General features: G+C 39.3%; 20 protein-coding genes. 10 read left to right on the top strand and 10 right to left on the bottom strand.

Translation table 11 applies throughout. The annotated features are described in order from the left end of the window. The 5 genes from UABAM_RS00550 to UABAM_RS00530 form a co-directional block, all read right to left on the bottom strand. A complete protein-coding gene (locus UABAM_RS00550) occupies positions 1–567 on the bottom strand; it encodes a BMC domain-containing protein (RefSeq protein WP_151966038.1) in 567 nt (188 codons plus the stop codon). Continuing rightward, complete coding sequence (locus UABAM_RS00545) at positions 567–1181, bottom strand: hypothetical protein (RefSeq protein ID WP_261343951.1); 615 nt, start codon at positions 1179–1181, stop codon at positions 567–569. Before UABAM_RS00545 ends, UABAM_RS00550 begins: the two co-directional genes overlap by 1 nt. A 180-nt stretch (positions 1182–1361) precedes the next feature. Continuing rightward, positions 1362–1664 carry a BMC domain-containing protein gene (locus UABAM_RS00540; protein WP_261343950.1) on the bottom strand — a complete coding sequence of 101 codons (303 nt, stop codon included), beginning with the start codon at positions 1662–1664 and terminating at the stop codon, positions 1362–1364. A gap of 60 nt (positions 1665–1724) precedes the next feature. Next, positions 1725–3272, bottom strand: coding sequence for an aldehyde dehydrogenase family protein (locus UABAM_RS00535; RefSeq protein ID WP_151966036.1), 1548 nt, complete (start codon positions 3270–3272; stop codon positions 1725–1727). Between the two features lie 209 nt (positions 3273–3481). Then, the gene (locus UABAM_RS00530) at positions 3482–3922 is read right to left on the bottom strand and encodes a heme-binding domain-containing protein (RefSeq protein ID WP_151966035.1); all 441 of its coding nucleotides are present in this window, start codon (positions 3920–3922) and stop codon (positions 3482–3484) included. Between the two features lie 225 nt (positions 3923–4147). Here UABAM_RS00530 and UABAM_RS00525 point away from each other — a divergent pair, with 225 nt between their 5' ends. Then, positions 4148–5047: a ChaN family lipoprotein gene (locus UABAM_RS00525; protein ID WP_151966034.1), complete on the top strand. Its 900-nt coding sequence runs from the start codon at positions 4148–4150 to the stop codon at positions 5045–5047. 114 nt (positions 5048–5161) lie between these two features. Here UABAM_RS00525 and UABAM_RS00520 read toward each other — a convergent pair whose 3' ends face one another. Then, positions 5162–5419, bottom strand: coding sequence for a hypothetical protein (locus UABAM_RS00520; RefSeq protein WP_151966033.1), 258 nt, complete (start codon positions 5417–5419; stop codon positions 5162–5164). Between the two features lie 77 nt (positions 5420–5496). Then, entirely contained in the window at positions 5497–6441 is a 945-nt protein-coding gene (locus tag UABAM_RS00515) for a hypothetical protein (RefSeq protein ID WP_151966032.1), read from the bottom strand. A 68-nt stretch (positions 6442–6509) separates the two neighbouring features. On the opposite strand from UABAM_RS00515, the gene UABAM_RS00510 reads away from it, so the two are divergent. Beyond that, the gene (locus UABAM_RS00510) at positions 6510–6869 is read left to right on the top strand and encodes a GFA family protein (protein WP_151966031.1); all 360 of its coding nucleotides are present in this window, start codon (positions 6510–6512) and stop codon (positions 6867–6869) included. Between the two features lie 8 nt (positions 6870–6877). Here UABAM_RS00510 and rfaP read toward each other — a convergent pair whose 3' ends face one another. The 3 genes from rfaP to UABAM_RS00495 are packed head-to-tail and all read right to left on the bottom strand — an operon-like array spanning position 6878 to position 12746. Further along, complete coding sequence (gene rfaP / locus UABAM_RS00505; protein WP_173013052.1) at positions 6878–7690, bottom strand: lipopolysaccharide core heptose(I) kinase RfaP; 813 nt, start codon at positions 7688–7690, stop codon at positions 6878–6880. Positions 7691–7706: 16 nt separating this feature from the next. Then, entirely contained in the window at positions 7707–11390 is a 3684-nt protein-coding gene (locus UABAM_RS00500) for an SIS domain-containing protein (RefSeq protein WP_151966029.1), read from the bottom strand. 15 nt (positions 11391–11405) lie between these two features. Continuing rightward, a complete protein-coding gene (locus tag UABAM_RS00495) occupies positions 11406–12746 on the bottom strand; it encodes an FHA domain-containing serine/threonine-protein kinase (protein ID WP_151966028.1) in 1341 nt (446 codons plus the stop codon). A gap of 262 nt (positions 12747–13008) precedes the next feature. Here UABAM_RS00495 and serS point away from each other — a divergent pair, with 262 nt between their 5' ends. The 8 genes from serS (at position 13009) to UABAM_RS00455 (ending at position 22385) form a co-directional block, all read left to right on the top strand. Then, positions 13009–14268: a serine--tRNA ligase gene (gene serS / locus UABAM_RS00490; RefSeq protein WP_151966027.1), complete on the top strand. Its 1260-nt coding sequence runs from the start codon at positions 13009–13011 to the stop codon at positions 14266–14268. 12 nt (positions 14269–14280) lie between these two features. Continuing rightward, positions 14281–16341 carry a protein kinase domain-containing protein gene (locus UABAM_RS00485; RefSeq protein WP_173013051.1) on the top strand — a complete coding sequence of 687 codons (2061 nt, stop codon included), beginning with the start codon at positions 14281–14283 and terminating at the stop codon, positions 16339–16341. A 53-nt stretch (positions 16342–16394) separates the two neighbouring features. After that, the gene (locus UABAM_RS00480) at positions 16395–18164 is read left to right on the top strand and encodes a hypothetical protein (RefSeq protein ID WP_151966025.1); all 1770 of its coding nucleotides are present in this window, start codon (positions 16395–16397) and stop codon (positions 18162–18164) included. A gap of 9 nt (positions 18165–18173) precedes the next feature. Further along, positions 18174–19382: a type II secretion system inner membrane protein GspF gene (gspF, locus tag UABAM_RS00475; RefSeq protein WP_151966024.1), complete on the top strand. Its 1209-nt coding sequence runs from the start codon at positions 18174–18176 to the stop codon at positions 19380–19382. An 11-nt stretch (positions 19383–19393) separates the two neighbouring features. Continuing rightward, positions 19394–19810 carry a type II secretion system major pseudopilin GspG gene (gene gspG, locus UABAM_RS00470; protein WP_151966023.1) on the top strand — a complete coding sequence of 139 codons (417 nt, stop codon included), beginning with the start codon at positions 19394–19396 and terminating at the stop codon, positions 19808–19810. A gap of 64 nt (positions 19811–19874) precedes the next feature. Beyond that, positions 19875–20471 carry a DUF4291 domain-containing protein gene (locus UABAM_RS00465; protein WP_229759341.1) on the top strand — a complete coding sequence of 199 codons (597 nt, stop codon included), beginning with the start codon at positions 19875–19877 and terminating at the stop codon, positions 20469–20471. Positions 20472–20731: 260 nt separating this feature from the next. Then, positions 20732–21907 carry a hypothetical protein gene (locus UABAM_RS00460; protein WP_151966022.1) on the top strand — a complete coding sequence of 392 codons (1176 nt, stop codon included), beginning with the start codon at positions 20732–20734 and terminating at the stop codon, positions 21905–21907. 79 nt (positions 21908–21986) lie between these two features. Further along, positions 21987–22385: a type II secretion system protein GspG gene (locus tag UABAM_RS00455; RefSeq protein WP_173013050.1), complete on the top strand. Its 399-nt coding sequence runs from the start codon at positions 21987–21989 to the stop codon at positions 22383–22385. The last annotated feature ends 8 nt before the right edge of the window (positions 22386–22393 follow it).

Raw genomic sequence — 22393 nt, 5'->3', positions numbered from 1 at the left:
CTACAACTGCAATGCTGGGCGAAATGCTTGTATAATTTCGGGTGTCACTTGGGAAATAACAACTTGTTCAATAAGGGTGTTTTTGCGTTTTGCAATTCTCGTTGCTGCAATCATTGCCGTTTCAATGTTATCCACTTCTCCGTTTATCACAAAGTAAGCATTTCCCGCAATTCCTTTTGCCAAATGTATCTTCACAAGTTCAACACTTGCTGTTTTTAAAGCACAGTCCGCACCTTCAATACATGTTGCACATGCTGTTGTTTCCAGTATACCAATAGCATTTAAATTGTTTGTGTTTGGTTGTGACTTTAACATTTTAATAATGGCCGGATGAATATTGGGCAAAACAAAAGAATCCACAACGCTATATGCACCTATTCGTAAACCTTCGGTAAATGAACTTTTTACCTCATCTACCTCTCCATCGAACATTACGATGTATTTTCCCGAACTTATTGTTTGTGCAACTAAGATGCGTACCTCCGCTTTTTTAAGTAACGCATCTACGGATTCCATACCCTTCGCAATAGAAGTAAATTCAATAAAGCCTACACACGGTTTGTTCATTATACTTCTCCGGCAATCTGTTCGAGAACACTTATCGCTGCTTTTTGCGCTTCTTGTATTTCACTATCTGTTCCTGCTAAATATAAACGTCCAAATGCACCTATGGGTTGTATATCAACAAGGGATAAAGGTGTGGCTTTTTCTGCTTCGTTCGCGGCAATCATTGCATAACCGGCGGGTTGTACCTCTAATATAAACAAAGTCTGTCCACCCAACAGCATGTTGCCTTTTCGCGTTCTATTAATTAGCATTGCTTGATGATCGTTCACCCCAGTGATGATCTCGTTGGTTTTAATCGCTGGTTTTTGCCGCATATTTTCAGTCATATTTAGATATGATAGTATTTGTCGACCTGCTTCTAAAACCGAGTCTTGTCGTTCTGCATGGACTTCAAGAATCCCAAATGCTCTTTCAACAACCTGTACCGCGGGTTTCACATCGGTGCTCTTTTGTGCCACATCCGTAATACGATTGATTTCCATACCTGGAGCAATTTCAATCCATAACGAGGCTTCTCCTGCAACAGGCAGGTATCCACGACAAGTTGCTGCCATGTAGCTAGCCAACTGTGGTTGTAAACTGTTTAAAAAAGTATATGTACGTAGTTGAATCATAATTTTCTCGTGAAAGGGTTTTGTAAACAATACAATATAGATAACGCTGACATGTCTACATAGGACATAGTTTATTACGCACATTCACGCTCGTTTTTAAATTATTTAATCATACGGATATGTGTCGATAACATTTCGAGCGTGAACGTTGTTTTTCGAAGCAATTTACTATGCTACTTTTTAAGCGTTTTGTTCTCTATTCCAGTTTGCGTTTTTCGGCAAAATAAATTCAACTTCGCTGTGTGGTCGAGGTATTACGTGAACAGAAACCAGTTCACCTACTCTTTTTGCTGCTGTAGCTCCCGCGTCGGTAGCCGCTTTTACAGCCCCAACTTCTCCACGTACCATAACGGTCACATAACCGCCACCAATTTTTTCTGTGCCTAGTAAAGTTACTTTTGCAGCCTTCACCATTGCATCAGCGGCCTCTACACATCCAACAAAACCGCGAGTTTCCACAAGTCCAAGAGCAATCTTGCTCATAATTCATTCTCCTTTAGTAATTTCTACTAGCAAATAATTTTAGATGGCACAGCCACACGCCTAAATCGCGTCGTATGGCCAACCGCGTTTTTTTACACCCTGGCTTGAAACGAACTGTTGCGGAACCAAATCCAACGCAGATTTTTCAGCCAATATTTTTTGTTCATAGCTAAACATGTTACTTTTAGACAGTTGTACTTCTTCTTGTAAATCTAAGCATCGATTTTGCATATCGACACTTGTTTTATCGTCCCATAGCGCAAATTCTTCTCGTAATGTAGTGACTCTTTTAATATTCAGTAAATGTTTGGCCGAAATGTTATCTGAAATAATATTGTTCCCAAAACTTCCACACCCAAGAGTCATAGAAGGCAATAAATTTGTCGCAAAGCCCACCCCTCCTTGTGATGTAGGGCCATTCACTACAATCCTAGAGACCGGTTGACGTAAGGCGCACTTCATCACAACCTCAGTGTTGGTTGAGTGAACACAAAATGTGTGTCCACGTCCGCCTAAATTCAATAATGCTTCGCCTAAATCTAGAGCCTCTTCCACTGATTTTACTTCATAAAAAGCAAGAAGGGGTGCTAAGGTTTCGTAGGACAATGGATACTCTTCACCCCATCCATCTAGGGGAGCGAGTAATACGGATGTATCCATTGGCACGTTGATGTTTGCTTTTTGCGCAATTATATATGCCGGTTGCCCAACAATCTCAGGATTCATCATTTTGTTGCGCACAGCAATTTGCGATACTTTTTTTGTTTCTTCTTTGTCTAAAAAATAGGCCTTATGTTTTTTAAATTCACTTACTACTTGTTCTTTGATCGAAGATTCTACAATAACGGATTGTTCTGAAGAACAAATCGTTCCATAATCAAAGAGTTGGCTCGTTACAATACAGTCAACAGCATGCGCAACATTCGCTGATTTTTCAATAAAAGCAGGAGGATTTCCCGCACCAACCCCATAAGCGGGTTTCCCAGAGCTATACGCCGCTTTTACCAAGCCCGGTCCACCGGTAGCTAAAATGAGAGATACAGCGGGGTGTTTCATTAAACGCTGCGTCGCCTCTAAAGTTGGATGGTTTAAACAACCAATAGCTCCTGCTGGTAAACCGGCTTCTACAGCTGCTTCACGAAGAATTTCCGTTGTTTTGTAAACGCAATTTGCTGAACGTGGATGGGGAGCGAGAATGATAGAATTTCTCGCTTTTATAGCAATAAGTATTTTATATATGGCTGTAGACGTGGGGTTTGTTGTGGGAATAATAGCTGCGATAGTTCCTACAGGGTCAGCAACTTCGTAACAATTGCTACTGTCATCATAACGCAAAATTCCCGTTGTCTTTTCGTGGCGAATACTTTCGTAGATATCTTGTGCAGCAAACAAATTTTTTGCTGTTTTGCTTTCCACACGCCCCATTTTTGTTTCACCTGCCGCCAGACGCGCAAGCATTTCTGCGGAGCGTACACTGACCTCCGCCATCTTCGAAACGATATGGTCAACTTGTGATTGATTGTATTCCGCTAACCGTTGTTGTGCCTGTGTGGCATTAGCAACAAGCGTTTCTACTTCTTGTAATTTCGTAAGTTTTTCTGATAGCATTATTTATATTTACTAACATGAGGATAAAATTATCGTATAAAAATTTTCTCAAACAAAAGAAGTTTGAGGTTTAGACGTAGCACTGTTATTAGAAAACTTTAACATAACTCGCGCGAAAATACAATAAAATTTCGAGAGCAAACCAATGTAATATGAAGGTTACAATTGCGGTGTTTTTCTCATCACATACATAGATGTAGGTACGAAATCTACTTTATGGAGAACGTTTTTTTTAAGCCTTCAATGAACTCTTTCTTTTGCTCTGTAGTCAGCACCGCTTCTGAATGCATATCGATATACTCTGGTAATGGCATGTTACCACTTTCGATTTCCACAACAGCTTCCTTGCTTCTACCCATTTTTCGAACAGAAATATTAAAACGATTACGTCCAGACTCAACATGGTCAATAATCATTTGCGATATAGGAGCAAAATGTGAATACCACGGCCATTTGGTCTCGTGACTATGACAATCCGCACATGCCGCATAAAAATATTTTTTTGTTTGCGGTGAATCCCACTCTACGGTATTGGTGATTTCCGGGTTACTGTGCTCACCTGCCGCAAAATAAGAAGCGATGATCATGACAACAAACACAACAAATAATATAAGTAGAATTCTTTTTGCTTTCTTTAATAATCCATCCATATTCTCAATACCTCTTTCATCATTTAAGTCGTAGCCGTAACGACTACGACTTAGGAGAAGTAATCAATTACAACAATAGCCATTTTGTAAAAATAGTTTATAATTCATCTGTTACGTAATCAACTTTTTACTTCAGAAAAAACCCAAATATTGATTTTCGATAAAAAATAGGTTATCATCCGATTGCTTCACTACAAAACCAAACTTAAAGACAGGGAGGCCAAATTGAAAAAATTATTCATGGTTATATTAATTATAGCCAGTACAATTGTCGCAGAAGAGTGGCCAAAAATATACAACAGTAACAGTAAAGGCTGGATGGACTGGGACAAACTAGAGCAACAAATGCTTGATAGTAAGGTTATTTACGTTGGTGAACTGCACGATCACGTTTGGGGACACAAGATTGAACTTATGTTATTGGAAAAGTTGTTCTCCAAAAACGCGAAAGTGGCCATTGCTTTAGAAATGTTTGAGCGTGACACCCAACATATCTTAGACGGATATCTCACTGAACAACTCACAGAAGCTTTTTTCCTAAAAAATAGTCGTCCGTGGGGAAATTATCAAAGTGACTATCGTCCCCTTATCGAATTTTGCAAATTATATCGTTTACCCGCCTTAGCGATGAATGTTCCACGTAGATACGCATCTTTCGTGGCAAAAGATAAAGAAAAAGCCTTAGCGACCATGCCTGACACAGAAAAAAGCTACATGGCGTCGGAAATTAAAGCTCTCAAGGGAAAATACCGCGATAAATTTTACGAGGTTATGGGAGGACATGTTCCACCCGCTTTAGTGGAAAGATACTATCGTTCGCAGTGTTTAAAAGATGACACGATGGCGGAGTCCATCGTTCAATTTTTAAAGGAAAAGCCTGATACAACGGTTATCTCTTATACAGGAGCTTTTCATAGTGACGAATCTCTCGGTGTTGTCGAAAAGGTAAGTGCTTTATCTCCTAAAACAAAAAAAATAGTTATTTCCATCGTTCCTGTAAGTAGCGCAAAGTTTGACCCCAGTGAGCATAGCCACAAAGGCGATTTTATTTTGTTCGCTCCGGCCAACGATTCGAAACGAAGCGAAATGGCAACACAAGTTTTACACAAACTGCAAAATAACTAAACACATACACCACTAAAAAAGCACAAATAAAAAAAGCCCCGTAATGGGGCTTTTTTTATTTGTGCAAGTCACAACAGTAGCGTCTCACAATTTATCTCACGTACAACAATCTAGTTATTGTTTTAAGTCTTCATAAAGAATATAAACACCATAAAATAAACTAGCACATAGTAAAAGATACATCACCGTCATAAATAATGTCATTGGGGTATTGAGTAACACCACGAGCAAATATAGACCGCCCCCAGCAAACAAAAACATCATCGCTAACTCAAGGTTCACCAATGCTTTTTTTAAACAAGCTGGACACTGTTGAAACTCGTTATTTTGCTCCGCAGGAATATTTCTGTGACACGTTTTACATTTTACCATAGTTATTTACCAATATTTACGAATTTCACCATTAGAAAAACGGATCAATCACGATCCTATTCCGATAAGTTTTAAGGTTATTTGTTTTCTTTCACTGGTTTTTCTGACTCTTCTGATTCTTTCGTTGGCTTTTCTAACTCTTCTAATTCTTTCGCTGATTTTTCTGACTCTTCCGATTCTTTCACTGGTTTTTCTAACTCTTCTGATTCTTTCGCTGGTTTTTCTGACTCTTCCGATTCTTTCACTGGTTTTTCTAACTCTTCTGATTCTTTCGCTGGTTTTTCTGACTCTTCTGACTTTTGTAGTTTTTCCTGTTTCTCGAATACTTTTTTACGGTGTTCCATAAACGGTAAATTAGTGAGATCCAGATTTTTATTGGTATCCGTACCACCTAGCCATACCGTAAAATAGCGACTCTTCAGACCGATAATCCTTACATTGACGACAGGAATTCCCTCACTTTTTCCTTTGCCAATAACAAGACCTTTTTCATCATACACATTTACTTCGTGACGATAAGTCGACTTGCCATCAATCACGGCAATGAACTCCACATCGACTAATCCTGGATGCTTCCAGTCTTCAAGAATATCCTCTGAAACGGCGTAGTGTGCGGCAACTTGTTTGCGAAAACCGCGAAATAGTGTAAAGTGTTTTAATTCCATAGCACGAAAGCGTTCCCAAAGAGCTGGGTCCCAAACATAAGAGAATACATCTTTTCCATGTTGTAGATACCAACCTTTTTGATGCCACTTTACCTTTTTAAAAGTCGCGTTGGCGATTATTTTACCATGGTATTCTTTTAACGACTTGAGTAATTGTTCGCGTTTGGGTTCGACTTCTTTGTAGCCACTGCGAAACTTGGCAAAGTCATCTCCACTCGCTTTTGTAGACGCCCTACGTATACGCTGTAGAAACTCACTCTTTGTTTGTCGTAAAACCACAGCGGCACGATCTTCTTGCACTTTTATATCAACTTCTTTGTTTTGCGCGTGTGTCATTACTAGTATAATTAAAATCAAGAATTTTACCGTAAGCCTAACCATACATTGGTCCTTTTGCAAATATTTCAAACTATCAGGAGCTTCTAATGACTTCTCAACAAAATTTGCGACATGGCAGTTGTCTCTGTGGAAAAATTCAATTCGATATTCGCGAAGATTCAATCATAGATGTTGTCAATTGTTACTGCCGAATGTGTAGTAAAGCGAGTGGATCATTTTCCATTATTTGGGGATGTATAGATAATAACTCCATCTATTACAGTAATGTATCTCATCTCTCAACGTTCTTTTCTTCAAGAAATGTAAAGAGATCTTTTTGTAATTATTGTGGATCAAATGTTCTCTGGCAATCTATTTTTACGAAAAATATTACATGGTTTGCCGTAAAACTCCTCGACACCGAATTAAAACAAGCCCCACGTAACATTTTTAAATTTGACTGTTAGTTACGCAATCACTCATTTTGTGACGGCGGCTCTTTTTTATGAATCTTGTGGTAAAGCTTGATGGCTTTTCTACGCACCTCTTGCCAAAAAAGAAGTTCATGTTTTTCTATCCACGACAATGGTTGTTGATGATATGTTTCCATAAATAGCGAAATATCGTTTTTGGTAAGAGGTAAATCCATAGAAGAGAAGTAAATAGCGGCTAAATCTTTGATAATGTAACGTTTTTTTAAAATGGTGTGATACTGTGCTCGGTGCAGATCTATTAAGTAAAGATAAATCTGACCTCTTTGCCATTTACTATTATCAATCCAGAAATGGCAGATATACATATCGTGGTGGGTTATATTTTGCTGGTGTAACTTTCGCGCAATCTCAGCAACCGATTTAATCAAAGCTTTTTTTAATACATCACCACGGGAAGCTTCGGCAAAGAAACGCGGAGCAAAATCTTCTAATGTTTCCACTCCGGTGAGCTCGTCCGTAACGAGAAACGACTTTTGACTTGCGGGATTTAGTCCCTTTTTACCATACCCAGCCACTTCCATTGTATTTATACCGATATTGCGGCAAACATCAATGGCATGCCACTCATTTTTTGCGCTAAGGACCGGTATTTTAAAACGTAATAACTCTTTGAAAATTTCTTTCCAACCAACACCCGTGTGCTGTTTGATAAAATACGTCTTATCATTTAAATTCACGGAAAAAGTATGACGATTTTTCACTTTGCGATATGTTTTACCGTTAAGTTTCATGATATCCTCAAAAGAAGATCGAGGAGATAAGGCCTGCTGTAAATCGTCGCGTAGATAAAACATTTGCAACCTCTTGAGACTAGTGAACTTTGGCAATAATTTTTTCGCTAATATCTTCATGGGGGAGCAACAATAAGTCCCTTACCGTTACTTTATCTAAAACGGTCGCCAAGAAGTTATCATCGGTAATATCCTCACTCATACGATAGTAGGTAAGAATATCTTCTCTATTTTCTTGGATCGTCACAAATATTTCTGTGGCTTTTGAATTTTTAGATTCCAGTCCGCCCAACAAAGCAATTTTGTCCAAGGCTTCTAAATTTTCATTCGTATCAAATCGGCACAAAAGTATTTTGCTAATCTTTCCCAAAGATCGCAACGGAATGATAATCGTATTTTCTTGATTTTGCCCTTTGCCAATATTTACCTTGTTGTGCTTAATAGCAATCGCCTTACGTCCGCCACGTAATTTCATTTTATCCATGTACCGCGATGTTTTCCCCTGAGAGTCGCCAAACATTGATTCGCCGATGGTTTCCAAGTAAACGTCTCCATCTTCATGGTATACGTTGTACAACAAACCGCCGACAACTTTTATGCCACGTTGAACGTTGGATAGGGTAATCAAATCGTATTCGTTTACGTCTTCTTCGTAGCGCATCAATAATTGATTGTGTAGTAAACTTTGAAAAACGTCGTTCAGCTCTCCAGCAGCCATATCGGTAATACCTTCAAATCCGGTAACCCCTACCGTTATGTATTTCGCTTGATGTTTGATGGCATCGATAGAACGGCATAACCACGTTCGCAGATAGGTCAACTTACTTTTGAATTCCTGCAAAATTTGTTCACTACTCCAGTTTTCATTAAAAAGAAAAGGCGTCGCGGTCACTGGTATAATCTGCAAAACTAATAAAAACAGCTTTTCTAGTTCGGCAATGTCTTTTGCAAGTAAACCATTATTAAAACAATTATTTTCGACAAAATTTTTGTAGTTCTCATAGTGTTCGCGTAAACACTTTTGAAAATCTTTGTTTTGCAGGATTTGTATCGGAAAACTGTCCTCATCGACAACCATAGATTCCAAACGATTGATGTCATCGAGAATTTGAGCAAAAAACAACGAACGTTTATTTAAGGCCTCCGCAGCGTAGTAAGCCCACAAATGTCCAGCAGCGGTATTCATGATAACAGCAAATGTTGGAGATATCTCAGGTATTACTTTTAACAACTGATATGGTTGTTTTTGTGGTGGGATCACATCGTCATAGGTAATATCATTTTCAGTGGTAATAACAACAGGAACATTGCTCTGCGCCAAAAATATAGCGATTTCGCCACGTAAATCTTTCGCTAAAGAACCTTGATGTAAGGCACCTGAAAAGTCTACGGCTCCTAAAAAACACAATATCAGCGCCTCTGCTGAAAGATTAATATGCTTTTTGTTTGCCGCGGTAAAAGACGGAATACTCATATAGCACAATTCGCTCAATTTTATTTTTAGCTCACGAGCAACAGGTTTGCCAATTCCCGTAGATAAAGTGTCCCAATACACATGTTTTGGTGCTAATTCGTTCGCAGATTTCGCTATTTGTTCACGGCGCGCAAACAGTGTCTCCAGTTTACCAGGAATCTCTAAAAGTTCTGCGGCAATCTCGTGTAGTTCTTCATCTTCAAAACCAAAAATTTTTGATATCTCTAAGGCATACAACGTTCCAGCGATAACTTGCGCATAAAATGCTTTTGTAGAGGCCACAGCAATTTCGACATCACGTCCATCGCCGGTGTATAAAACGCCATCGACCAAAAAACTCATATCAGAATCGCGTTTATTAATAATTCCGAGAACATCCGCCTTGTCTTCTAAAAACTTACGAATAGCGGCATTTGTATCTGTAGTACCGCCCGACTGAGAAATGCCAATTACCAATGTATTGTGTCTATCTTTTTTGCTATACGTCGCCATAAATTCGGTGGCGAGTAAACTCGAAAAAATTAGCTCATTGTTTTCATTGTGCAGAATATTTGCAAAAGTTGCCGCGATGGCTTCCCCCGCAGCGTGGGCGGTTCCCATTCCGACAAAATATACATAACGATATTTTTTTTCTCGTAGTTTATCACGAATTTTTTGCGGAAGAATTTCGTTCCCTAGGTTTGTCGTAATGTGTCCGCTTTGCGTTTTAATCAATCGGCCGTTCAACGTTTTTTGGATAATTTGCGGGGCTTCGTGAATTTCTTTTTGTAAGAAATGTTGAAATCTACTCGTATCGAGAAAAACATCGCGTGTTGTAATCGGTGTTTGCGCAATTTGCGTTTGCAGTGGCACTTCTTTACCGTTGCGATCGAAGGTTTTTATAGCCTTTAAACCGCCATCACTATTCTGATCTAACACAACAATTTGCCCGGGTTCCATGGCAATATAGTCGGCCGTTTGTTCAACAAAACCGTATATTTCAGAAGCAATATGATAACCATAATCCGATAAGCCTACATATAACCCCTGTCCTTTACCTTGCTGCGCAAGATATATTTTTCCAGGAGCCAAACTACTGTGCATCTCTATCGCAAAGGAGCCGTTAAATAGATTCACCGCTTGGCAAAACGCTTCCTCCAAATTGTGTCCTTCGCCAAGAAATTTATCAATAATGAGAGGAATAATTTTCGCATCCGTAGTAATTTGGTCGCTAATTTTTTGAGAACCATTTTCACACATACTGCGCAAATCAGCATAGTTATCAATATCTCCATTTAAAACTGCGTAGATATAACCACGATTGTTTCCCAATGTTTGATTGTCAACAGGATGGCAGTTTTCAATAGAGACAATTCCTTGCGATGCCCAACGTGTATGTACAATCGCACTACAAAACTCATGTGCAACTTTTCCAAGTAGCACATGCAGTATCTCATCGCCTTGAATATAGTTGCGTAAATGGGCGACATTATCCCCCAGTTGGCCGATTGCCTTGGCAACTTTATAGGTAAATGTCACCACGACATCATCATTCACAGTGTGTACATCAAGAGCATAGTTTTTTAAATCGGGGCTAAGTTGCCTATTGTGAAAATCATCATCAAAAGACTCGTGAAGATAACCACAGAATTTTTGATATTGTTCTTTTTCCATGCGAAACATAATGGACAGTCCACATGAATCGCGTCCGCGTGTTTCTAACTTTTTATCCAAGCCGCGCAATACAGACACAATGGCTAAACTTTCGGTAAAGACCTCTAATTTTGTCTTCGCCTCAGGAAATACATCGATAATGTAATCAATTACCTGCAAATTTTCTTGTTCAATACACCAAGCGCTGTCCAAAAGCCATAAGTTTTCCTGAGTTTCTTTTTCCGATTGCTGTGACGAAATGCGAAAGGCTTCTTGCACGCGAAACGAAACAAAATCGCGAATTTCTTCTGCAAGTTGCATAAACTTCTGGCGTTCTTCTGTGTTGTTGCAAAAAAGAAACATTTGCTCAGGATGTTTTAATTTGCGTACAACATCCAGAAGTTTTTTTGCATCTTGCGGTGAGGATTTTACCTGTTGCCATAGTTCGTAAACATCCTGTTGCGGTGGTGCCTGATGCAAATATTTGGGGTAGAGAACACCCGCAATTCCACAACTTAAAACAACAGATTTACCGTCATTACTCGTCAAATAACGAATAACAATAGATTGGTATTTCCAAACTGTTATGGCTATTTTCCAATTCAAGTCAACTATACACCGTACGACGACTTTTAACCATCTTTTCACTATACTCACGAGATCATTTCCACCTTAAAGGTCTTTGAGATATACGTTCACTTCTTCCATTGTCTGCGGGCGTTTCCTCGCATCTTTTTTCAAACACTGCATGATGAGTTTATTGAGCGCCACAGGTATGCCCGGGCACAACTCCTTGATAGGAGTAAATTTCCCCCCGAGAACTTTGTCAAGAAGTTCAGCGAGAGTTTTTCCTTCAAAAGGTGGTCGACCAGTCAAACAATAGTAGAGACAAGAACCTATCGCATAAATATCGGCACGTTGATCTACCTTACTTGCATTTGCTATTTGTTCAGGAGGCTGGTAGCGCAGAGTTCCAATAAATTGCCCTCGTTGAGTTAAGTCACTTGACTCTGGATTTTCCCATTCTTTTGCCGCGCCTAAATCGGTGAGTTTTAATTCACCGGTGTGATTGATAAGGACGTTGGAAGGTTTTATATCACGGTGAACAACTCCCCACGAGTGCGCGTAACCTACAGCGTTGCACAACTGCTTCGCTATTTGAATCGTTTGCGAAATGGAGAACGGCTTTTGTCCTGCAACCTCATACAACGTTTTGCCGTCGAAGTATTCCAATACCAAGTAATAGTATTTTTGTGCTTTACCAGCATCGTATATGCGAACAATGTTCTCGTGATCAAAACGAATACCAAACTTCGCTTCACGGAAAAAACGTTCGACAATATTTTTTTGTCCCGTAAGGTTTGTACGCATCAACTTAATGGCAACAACTGTATCAACAAAAACATGCCGTGCTTTAAACACGTTACTTACAGAACCTCCACCCAAGGGCATTAAAAGTTTGTACTGCGCAACAATTGGCGGAATACTTTTCTCTAAAGGTAAGCAATCTTCGCAATAATAGCGTTTTTTAAAATAAACCGCTTTGCCTAAGATGATATCTTCACGTGTGATTTCTTTCGAACACCCGCGACATGGGTGTTTTTCGTTTGCAAGGTTCTCACTGTCATCGATAAAAACTTCTTTCAAAGTGTTGTGTTTCAGTTGTTGTTGCTTTGCGGTTGTATTTGCTTTGGCTTCTTTTGAATCGCTTTCTGCTTCATCGCGGCGTACAAATTTAAAAACATTTTTTCCTAAGCGAATCTCGTCACCAAAAATGAGAGCAGATTTTTGCACTCTGCGGTCGTTTAAATATGTGCCTGTTGCGCTTCCCAAGTCGACAATACTACTTCCTTTTGGAGAAAAAACAACTAAAGTGTGAAGCCGCGAAACATTCGCGTCATTCAATATTACTTCGCATAAATGATGACGTCCCAAAACTACTTTTCCATTTGGTTGGATAATAATTTTTCGCTCTGGGTTTTCCCCCTGAACCATTAGCAATTCGGCCTTCATATACGTTTTACTTCCTCTTTAATCATAAAATGTTTCGGATTATGCACAGTTATCAATTTCCTGCTATTATTATATATTCAAGGTTACAAATCAATAACAAACTATCATTAAATGTCAGTTGCTTTTTACAAAAAAAAAGGTAAACTAGGCTTGTTACCAATTATCTATAAGACAACTTATAGTGTTCCAGGTAAATTGGTAATTTTGTCGTAAATAATGCACTAGATTCTTCTCCGCAAAAAAATTTGAGGAAAATTTTTTCATGTTAGATATAAAGTTTATCCGTAAAAATCCGGATAAAGCCACAGAGTTGCTAAAAAAACGAAAACACGATCACAAAGTAAACGATCTGTTGCAACTTGACGAATTACGTCGCGAAAAAATCGTTGCCGTACAAAACTTAAAAGAAGTAAAGAATCAAAAAAATCAAGAAATCACTGCCGCGAAAAAAGAAGGCAAAGACTTCTCGCAAATTATTTCCCAAATGAAGGATGTATCCAAGGATATAAAAACCCACGATAACGAAATCAGTGAAATAGATGATAAAATAAAAACCTCTCTCTTGCAAATCCCCAACATTCCGCAAGATGATGTACCCGTGGGCGATGAATCGCAAAACGAAATAGTAAGTGTTCATGGAGAAGAACCCCAATTTAGTTTTACGCCTAAGCCCCACTGGGATTTAGGAAAAGATTTAGGCATTCTCGAAACAGAGCGTGGAGCACGAATGAGTGGTAGCGGCTTCAACGTCTTGGTGGGTGCCGGAGCAAAATTTGAGAGGGCTCTCATTAATTTTATGCTCGATGTGCAAACAAGTGCCGGCTATACAGAAGTTTCGCCGCCACATTTGGTATTACGCAGTACAGTAGAGGGATCTGCGCAACTACCTAAAATGGAACACGACATGTACAACACCCAGCCAGATGATCTTTTTCTAATACCTACTTCAGAAACAGCTCTTGTAAACTTGTACCGTGAAGAAGTATTACCGGCAAAGAACTTACCCATTCGTGTCACCGCTGCAACATCTTGTTTTCGTCGAGAGGCAGGGGCTGCAGGAAAAGACACACGTGGATTACTTCGCGTACATGAATTTAAAAAAGTAGAGCTGGTAAATTTTGTCGCCGCAGATAAATCCGATGAAGCACTACAAACGATGCTAAAAAATGCCGAAGCAGTGCTACAAAAACTCAACCTTCGCTATCGCATACTACTACTTGCTAGCGAAGATATGTCTTTTGCATCGACAAAAACCTACGATTTAGAAGTTTGGTCTCCTGGAGTAGATCGGTGGTTAGAGGTTTCTAGCTGCAGTAATTGTACAGATTATCAAGCAAGAAGAGCGAATATACGCTATAAAGAGCAAGGTGGAAAGCCACAATTTGTCCATTTACTCAACGGTTCTGGTTTGGCAGTTCCGCGATTGATGGCTGCTCTTTGGGAGACATATCAAACTGCAGATGGTCATATTTCTATTCCAGAAGCTTTACAACCTTACTTTGGTGGGGAAAAAGAAATTTAAGGAATGCACACTATGATAGGCCAGGTTTTCAATAACTGTAAAATTGAATCAAAAATAGCGTTGGCAACTACTGGAGTAGTTTATAAAGCTACAGATATTCACCTTGAAGTTATGCGTGCTATAAAAATCATACATCCACAACTTGCAAAAAAGAAAGTTGTGCGCGATAGATTATTGTTGGCGGTTCAAGCTTGGGCAAAGTTAGACATACCTAGTTTTGTTCAAATATTTTCTGCTATTTATCACGATGATCAATTGGGATTTGTAATGGACTACTTCGATGGCGTTTCGTTAGCCAACTTGCTAAAAGATCAAGGTCATCTAGGAATTTCACAAGCAGTTGAATACTTTTTACAAGTAGCGCGTGCAATTGCATTCTCACATAAAAAGAAAATACTTCATCGTAAACTATATCCAGGAAATATTATCATCGGGAAAGCCGAAACCATTAAAATCTTAGGGTTAGGTGCCTGTAGAGAAATTAACGTTCCGAAAGTAACTCCTTCCAACTTGTGTTTGGGTAAAATCAAATACATGGCCCCCGAGCAATTGGCCGGTGAATACACCATTCACACCGACCAATATGCCCTCGGGGCTATTTTTTATGAAATGGTCACCGGAGTTCCGCCCTTTAACGGTACGACAATGTCGTCCATTTGCCGTATGCACTTGCGACAAAAACCTGCCAAACCGAACAAACTAAATGGTGAAATATCGGAAGATTTGGAACAAATTATATTAAAAGCATTATCAAAAAAACCGGAAGATCGTTACCCTGATGTAGAAACAATGATCAATGAAGTGATTGCCGCAACAGACCGTATTGATTTTACCACGGACCTAAGTGTTCATTCACTAATGTCTCATGGACGTAAAGCGTTTGAGCGCCGAAAACTAGAAAATGCCATATACTTTTTCAATAAAGTGCTCTCGATATACGGAAAAGAAACTGCATACTATGAAGAGGCGTTTGCCAATCGCGAAGAATCCATCAAAATGCAAAAAGAAGAAGAAGCGGCAATACATATTCGCGATTTAGTACAAGAAATGTTCGTGCTTTTTGATGAAGAAGACGAAAAAGGGGCCCTGGACTATCTCGTCAAAATATTACGCATTGTCAAAAAATACCCTGAATCTAGTCGTTTAAAGGGTATTGTTCTCGATATCAGAAGGGAATTACCTGATCTTTTAGATGATGGCGAGGTCATCATTCAACGCGAAATAGAACAATGCAATATTGCCTTTTCTACAGGTAAAAAAGCGTACGAAGAGGGTAATTATTCTGAAGCGGTTGATTTTCTTGAACAAGCACTCGAATATGATAGCGACCACATTGAAGCAGCGCAATTGCGCAATAGTGCCCAGAAAAAACTACGTATTGCAGAAATCACCGGCCTATACACCAATGGCCTTATTTCGATGAAAAAGGGACGCTACCAAACAGCGATAAATTACTTTAAAAAAGTTTTGGAAATTAATCCAGAGCATGACCATGCACAAAACTATCATGACCTAGCAGAAAAGTCGTACGAAAAACAAGCAACAACGAGAATTGCCGTCGACGAAGCCTACAAACGTGGACTACTAGAATATCAAAATTGGCAATACGACGAAGCGGTACTCAATTTCGAAAAAGCCTTGGCCTTGAACCCGAATCATAAAGAAGCACATCAATTCCTAGAACAAGCCAGAGCACGCCTGTATGATGGAAATACTCTAGAAGACATTGGTTTCTTCTACCAAGAAGGAATGAAGTTTTACAATCAAAAACAATGGCATGAAGCCATCGTGTGTTTTAACAGAATATTGCAGTGTATGGATTCACACAAAAAAGCTTTGGAATATCGAAATTATGCCCAGCACGAATTAGAAAAGGAAGAAGCTTTCGAAAAGACCATGGATGAGGCAATGTTGTTTTTTAGAGAAAATCGCTATAGCGAAGCTCTTGAAAAGTTTGACTATCTCCTCACAATGGGAGACAGTGATAGCAAAGAAAGTGAAGAGGTAAGCAAATACAAAGAGTTATGCCTGGAATTTATGGAAATGGAAACAAAACGTACAGGGACAGAGTAGTGTGCCGTAAGCGACACATGAAATAACATGAAATTACTACCACAAAATTTAGCATGAATAAAAAAGCGTCTAATATATATTTTCTGGCATTGTTTATATTAATTAGTACTTTGTTTGTCAATTTACTCTTTCACAACACTATACTACATTACATTAGCTGTGCTTTATCCATTTTTATATTATTTTTTTCCATTAATGCCCTGTTTCTTGCCCAGCAAGAAGCACAGCGCATTAAAGAATTAGAAAAACTATCGGAAAAACTTGCGGAACAACAAGCAGCATTTGAAGATTTGCAAGAGAAATACCAAGAAAAAATTCACAATGAAGCACAGCTACAACAACAACTCGAAACAATCTCTACGGATTGCAAAGATAACAAAATCGTCCGTCAAAAGTTAGAACAACAACTCAATGATGTTGCTCAAAAAAACAACTTAGACACACAAAATCTGTGGGAAATTATTCGTTCTAACAGTGACATTCTTCAAGATTTCCTGCGTGAAATACCACAAAAAATAGAAACACTTCTTCATGAATTCTCTATTCTACAAGAACAATCAGCAAATCGCGGCCTTCTGGCAAATTTAGACACGCACATTCAACAAATAAAAAACCAAACGCGTTTATTAAACTTCACCACTGCCACAACTAAGTGTAAAAAAATCGAAGCCTTATCCGGCATTGTCAGAACGAAAACAGGCGAAATTCGATTGGAGCAACTTGTCGAAATGGAAAACCATGTTTTGCAATTGGTAGATAGCCTAAAGCGCTACCATAAGTTTGGCCAGCAATACGTAGAACAATTGCAAAAAAATACAAAAAACAATAAACTTTCGATTAGTGGTCAACGTCTATCTAACGTAGAGAATCACTTGCAAGTGCTACAGCGCATGATTTTCTCAGGAGATGTTTACAGCTCAGAACTCGATGACTTCTTGAAAACAACTCATAAAGCATTGTCTAGTGTTCTTGATTTACCTCCATTCAAAGACAGGCTTATCTTTGAATTTAGTGATCTTTTTGATCAAGTGTTAAAGGTTCATCATAACAGAGTGCAACGTAGACAAATAGCATGGAGTATTGAGCATAAACACCCCCGGGTACTGTTGCATGCAGATTGTGTAAATACCAATCAAATTCTAACTGTTTTCACCTACATGTGCATTGTATTGGCAGATAAAGCAAACGAAGTACACTTTAAATCGAAAATTTTACCTGCAACGCGAAAAGACGACTGGGATATTCTTCAGGTTGAAGGTGTGGTAAAGAAAACGCATAAGACCGATAAAATAAAGAAAGCAATAAAAAAATTGTTTCGCGAGTACCAAAAAGTTTCTCGTGATACACTCACGGAATTGGAAATCATTGGTAAAGGATTTTGCCTACGTTTTCCGGTGGTTGTCAACAAAAAATTTAACGACAAACTTTCGGTGGGAATTTTTGGCTCTGTAGATGAACGTCTAAGCGACAAACTTTCTTCTTGTGCTAAATTTTTCCCCTTTGATTTTGAAATTGTTCAAAATCCTGCGGACTGTCATACTATCGACATTGCCATTGCCGATAGTAAGGTGCTAGAAACTTTGGGTAGCCATATACATAAGCTACTGCAAACTGGTAACCACGCCATTCCGCTCTTAATTTCCGTTTCGCAAAATGAAAAAGACCCCATTACTTTTGCAGGGGAATACTATTATCTGAATTTACCCATACGAAAAATCCAACTGCGTTGGCTTATTTTCCAGTGTCTTGATTACATTATTACCAACACCATGACACCGAAAATAGCAAAAACAATTGTATTTCAACGCCCACCAAAACAGTGAGGTATATGTATGCCAATATACGAGTACAAAGCTTTAGGAAAATCTGGTCAAATTAAAAGAGGTCTTATCGATGCTGATAGTCCCAAAGATGCGAGAGACAAACTACGTATGGATCGCATCCATGTTATGGACTTGAAGGTGATGAACAAAAAAAAATCAGCGTCTGGTAGTAAAGGCCGGTCAGGAAAAAAAATAAAACCGATGGAACTGGCGATGATAACGCGACAATTAGCAACATTGATTGAGTCTGACATCAAATTGCGCGAAGCCATTTCCGTACTTATTGACCAAATTGAAGATAAAAGCGTACAAATTGTATTTCGCGATATTCGCGAAAAAATTACGGCAGGTACTACGTTTGCTGATGCCTTAGCGCAACACGCACATGTTTTTCCTGAATTGTATATTCACATGGTGCGCGCTGGGGAAGCGGCAGGAAATCTAGATACAATACTCAATCAATTGGCAAACTACCTTCAGGCGCAAAGTCGTATGAAAGGGAAAGTTTCCGCAGCACTTGCCTATCCCATGATGATGTCACTTATTGGGGTTGTGGTGGTTATTTTCTTGGTGACCTTTGTTGTTCCCAAAATCCGCCGCGCAATCGAAAGTCAAGGTGCAGAGTTACCCGTACCAACAAAAATATTGATATTTTTATCCGACTTTTTTATCAACTGGTGGTGGTTAGTCTTAGGTATTGTGATTGCTCTGGCAATCGCGTTCAAATCTTTCATCTCCAGCCAGTCAGGACGGCGTGCTTTTGATCGTTTTTGTCTATCACTACCTATCTTCGGAATACTGTTCAAAAAGCAATCCGTGTCGCGATTTGCCGTGACTTTTTCGACGCTGCTACAATCGGGCTTACCAGCGCTAGAATCGCTGCGTATTGTGCGCAATGTTGTTGATAATAAAGTAATGGAAGAAACGTTAGATGAAGTGGAAAAAAATATCATTGATGGTAATGGAATTTCCGTTGCCATACGCAAAAGTGATGTTTTTCCTTCGGTCGTAGGTTACATGATCTCAGTAGGGGAACAAAGTGGTAACTTGGACAAAGTTCTCGTCAAAATTGCCAGCGCTTACGACGAAGAAGTTGAAATTACTACGCAAAAAGTTACATCTTTACTGGAGCCTATTATGATAGTTAGCTTATCAGCCATCGTCGGCTTTATCGTGTTGGCTATTATTATGCCCATTATGCAGATGTCACAACTATAGGAGAAAAATTTATGAGAAAAACACGTCATACCCGCTCACAAGGATTCTCTCTCGTAGAGATTATGGTTGTTGTGGTTATTATCGGTCTTCTTGCAGGCGTTGTAGGAGCGGGAGTTGTCCGTTACCTAAAAGATGCGCGCATTACGGCTGCCAAGACACAAATGAAAGAATTTGGTAACGTACTCAAGTTATACAAAATGAAAAAGGGATCTTACCCAAAAACATTAGAAAAACTTACCGTCCCAAATAAAAGTGGTGATACGTTCATAGACTCTATTCCCGTCGATCCTTGGGGAAATGAGTATGAGTACAAAAAAAGAAAAGGAAAATTTGAGATTACTTCTTTTGGTGCCGATGGTCGCGACGGCGGTGAAGGCGAAAGTGCCGACATCAAATACAGCGAACTACACAAAAAAGAGGAAGAATAATCACCACTACTTCGCAACTACTTGTACTTGCTGCGGCAAGTACAAGTGTTTTTTGGAGAAAAATGTGAATCACAGTGTTCGTGCCAATTTCAACAAAAATTCTATCGTAATTTATCAAGCCTTTCGCCCACAAATCGCCCTTCCTGCACTTCAAGAGCAAAAATTTGTGGCTCCATTTTCCTTCGAACGCATGACGTGGATAAAGCCCTCTTTCTTATGGCTAATGGCTCGTAGTGGTTGGGGACGAAAAAATAATCAACATATCTTGGGCATACGCATTTCACGCGAAGGTTGGGAAAAAGCTCTACAACAGGGTATCTTAACAACACCACAACCACAAATTTATGGATCTTACGATAACTGGCAACAAAAATTTTCGAAAGCTAAAGTTCACATTCAGTGGGATCCGGAGCGCAATATTTTTGGCAAAAAATCTAACTTGCGCAGCATCCAAGTAGGACTTAGTCGTTTTATCATTCGCGAATATGTCGACGATTGGATCTATGAAATTATCGACTACACTCCACTCACCAAAAAAATATACACGCTACTACAAAAAGGTTACACAGATAAAGCCAAAAGACTTCTCCCACCAGAAAAGCCATACCCACTATGTACGAAACGTCACCGTAATCTCTTTCCCAAAGACGCATTTTCATAAATAACGCACCGCGTCACGTTTTTTCTCATTTTACAGATATTGAAATATAATAAAAAAATTGAATATAAGCACCTTCTCGATTATAATTTATATTCTAAATTAAGTTAGCAAATAATATATTGTTACTTAACACACAATTCACAAGCACAGTGTAATGAGCTCTAGTTTCAAAAAAAATAAGGAAATCTTGCTAGAGTAGCACGCACAGCTTTCGATATTTAACAATAGAAATTAGAGAAACTACCCAGAGGAGGTTGGTTATGAAATTTTATTGCATTTTAGTTGCATTGATATTGAGCATTTATGCCGAAGAGATGATAGATACTGATATAGGAGCCGATGGTACTTTACCAGCAACCTTTTCTGACGCAGACGTTTCTAGGGTTGACAATACCACAGGATTTAAATGGGCCTGGGAAATGCCATTGTATGCCACCACACATGAGCGCCTACAAGGAAAGCCATGGTTGGAAGCGGCAAATTTATGGGAACTATCGGGAAGCGCCACTCATCGTCGCGAACACGACGACCAGGATAACTATTACTTAGTCGGTTATGCTTCATTTCGTCCTTTAGTATATGACTTTGGTAGCGGTTCTCTTGCCTTTGGTGTATCCATGATTGGTCGCGCCGTTAGTATTGATGACTTTGATCCCAAGGTGGTCAACGCAAACCTTGGAGGACTCAACATCGTCGCCACCGTGGAAAATAATGAAACCGAAGCTTTCCAATATACCGTTAACTTTTCCACTCTTCTTAGTCTTCCCGATGCTGGCTTTCAAATGATCGTAGATCTGGGATATGGTTACTCCCGACTGCGCCAAACCATCGACCCCATTACCGCAGATATTGGTGGTAACTTAGTACAAATTATCGACTATCAATACGAACAACGTGATCGTGGTTTTTTCGCCGGAATCAATTTTCTAAAATCTTTCGATCGTCCGTATCTCGATTACATACGCTTGTTTGTTTACGGTGCATACCGCGATCTGACCACAAGGCGTGCATCTACCGGTAATGTAACCCTTAATGGTATTGACTTAACAGGAAGAGGATTTAACTTAGAACTACCTGCTCCAGTCATAGGCTTAGTACTAGATCCACAAGTAACCGACGAAAGTAACCTTAGCTTTGCGGCATATCAACTATATGTAAGACTTTTCACAATTCCTACTCCCGTGTCAGAGCAACGTGGTATCTCCGTTTCCTTTTTCAACCAAATGGTGTATACTTCTTTTGAACTCTTAGGAGAAAACTTCCACGGTGTACAAATGAAGTGGGGTACACAAATAGGTATCTTCGATGCCGTTAACGTACGCTTAGCTTTTGTCGATGAAACAAACACCAACGACAACAACGATAGAGTAGATGGTTGGGAAGTAAGCGTTAGCGTACAAATTTCTGCTCTTATTCGTGCCGCCTTGCAACAATAGATCTCTCTCTTTGAGATAAACATTTTCAAACCTCGCTCGTCTTCTATAAAACAACCCATTTATGGAAGGCGAGGTTTTTATGAAAAAATTTGATTTCATCATTATTCCCATCATCATTGTGTCCACAATTGCATTATTTACTCTGATTTTGCAAGAAATCTTTCCTATGCACTACCACGCACAAAAAAGAACAACCGCCGCGAAAACCCAACTCAAAGAATGGGGCAATGTACTCAAACTGTACAAAATGAAACAAGGTGTATACCCCAACGCCCTCAAAACATTGACAATCCCCAACAAAAGTGGTGATACATTTATCGACGCTATACCTATAGATCCATGGGGTTATGAGTATTCTTATACAAAAAAAAATGGTAAATTCGAAATCGTGTGTTTTGGGGCCGATGGTATTCCGGGAGGAACAGGAGAAAACAGTGATATAAAATACAGCGAATTGCACAAAAAATCGGGGGAGTAAAACGACGA

The sequence above is a fragment of the Candidatus Uabimicrobium amorphum genome (assembly GCF_009002475.1).
Taxonomy (GTDB): Bacteria; Planctomycetota; Uabimicrobiia; order Uabimicrobiales; family Uabimicrobiaceae; genus Uabimicrobium; species Uabimicrobium amorphum.
Note: the sequence above shows the minus strand (reverse complement) of the source record. Positions and strands in the feature narration are given on the sequence as shown.

What these genes read in the sequence shown, in the direction of transcription:
- UABAM_RS00455 (WP_173013050.1), top strand. Translation starts at nt 21,987, where the DNA reads ATGAAAAAATTTGATTTCATCATTATTCCCATCATCATTGTGTCCACA.
- rfaP (WP_173013052.1), bottom strand. Translation starts at nt 7,690, where the DNA reads ATGTTTTATCTACGCGACGATTTACAGCAGGCCTTATCTCCTCGATCT.
- UABAM_RS00540 (WP_261343950.1), bottom strand. Translation starts at nt 1,664, where the DNA reads ATGAGCAAGATTGCTCTTGGACTTGTGGAAACTCGCGGTTTTGTTGGA.
- serS (WP_151966027.1), top strand. Translation starts at nt 13,009, where the DNA reads ATGTTAGATATAAAGTTTATCCGTAAAAATCCGGATAAAGCCACAGAG.
- UABAM_RS00535 (WP_151966036.1), bottom strand. Translation starts at nt 3,272, where the DNA reads ATGCTATCAGAAAAACTTACGAAATTACAAGAAGTAGAAACGCTTGTT.
- UABAM_RS00520 (WP_151966033.1), bottom strand. Translation starts at nt 5,419, where the DNA reads ATGGTAAAATGTAAAACGTGTCACAGAAATATTCCTGCGGAGCAAAAT.
- gspG (WP_151966023.1), top strand. Translation starts at nt 19,394, where the DNA reads ATGAGAAAAACACGTCATACCCGCTCACAAGGATTCTCTCTCGTAGAG.
- gspF (WP_151966024.1), top strand. Translation starts at nt 18,174, where the DNA reads ATGCCAATATACGAGTACAAAGCTTTAGGAAAATCTGGTCAAATTAAA.
- UABAM_RS00545 (WP_261343951.1), bottom strand. Translation starts at nt 1,181, where the DNA reads ATGATTCAACTACGTACATATACTTTTTTAAACAGTTTACAACCACAG.
- UABAM_RS00480 (WP_151966025.1), top strand. Translation starts at nt 16,395, where the DNA reads ATGAATAAAAAAGCGTCTAATATATATTTTCTGGCATTGTTTATATTA.
- UABAM_RS00495 (WP_151966028.1), bottom strand. Translation starts at nt 12,746, where the DNA reads ATGAAGGCCGAATTGCTAATGGTTCAGGGGGAAAACCCAGAGCGAAAA.
- UABAM_RS00550 (WP_151966038.1), bottom strand. Translation starts at nt 567, where the DNA reads ATGAACAAACCGTGTGTAGGCTTTATTGAATTTACTTCTATTGCGAAG.
- UABAM_RS00530 (WP_151966035.1), bottom strand. Translation starts at nt 3,922, where the DNA reads ATGGATGGATTATTAAAGAAAGCAAAAAGAATTCTACTTATATTATTT.
- UABAM_RS00460 (WP_151966022.1), top strand. Translation starts at nt 20,732, where the DNA reads ATGAAATTTTATTGCATTTTAGTTGCATTGATATTGAGCATTTATGCC.
- UABAM_RS00485 (WP_173013051.1), top strand. Translation starts at nt 14,281, where the DNA reads ATGATAGGCCAGGTTTTCAATAACTGTAAAATTGAATCAAAAATAGCG.
- UABAM_RS00510 (WP_151966031.1), top strand. Translation starts at nt 6,510, where the DNA reads ATGACTTCTCAACAAAATTTGCGACATGGCAGTTGTCTCTGTGGAAAA.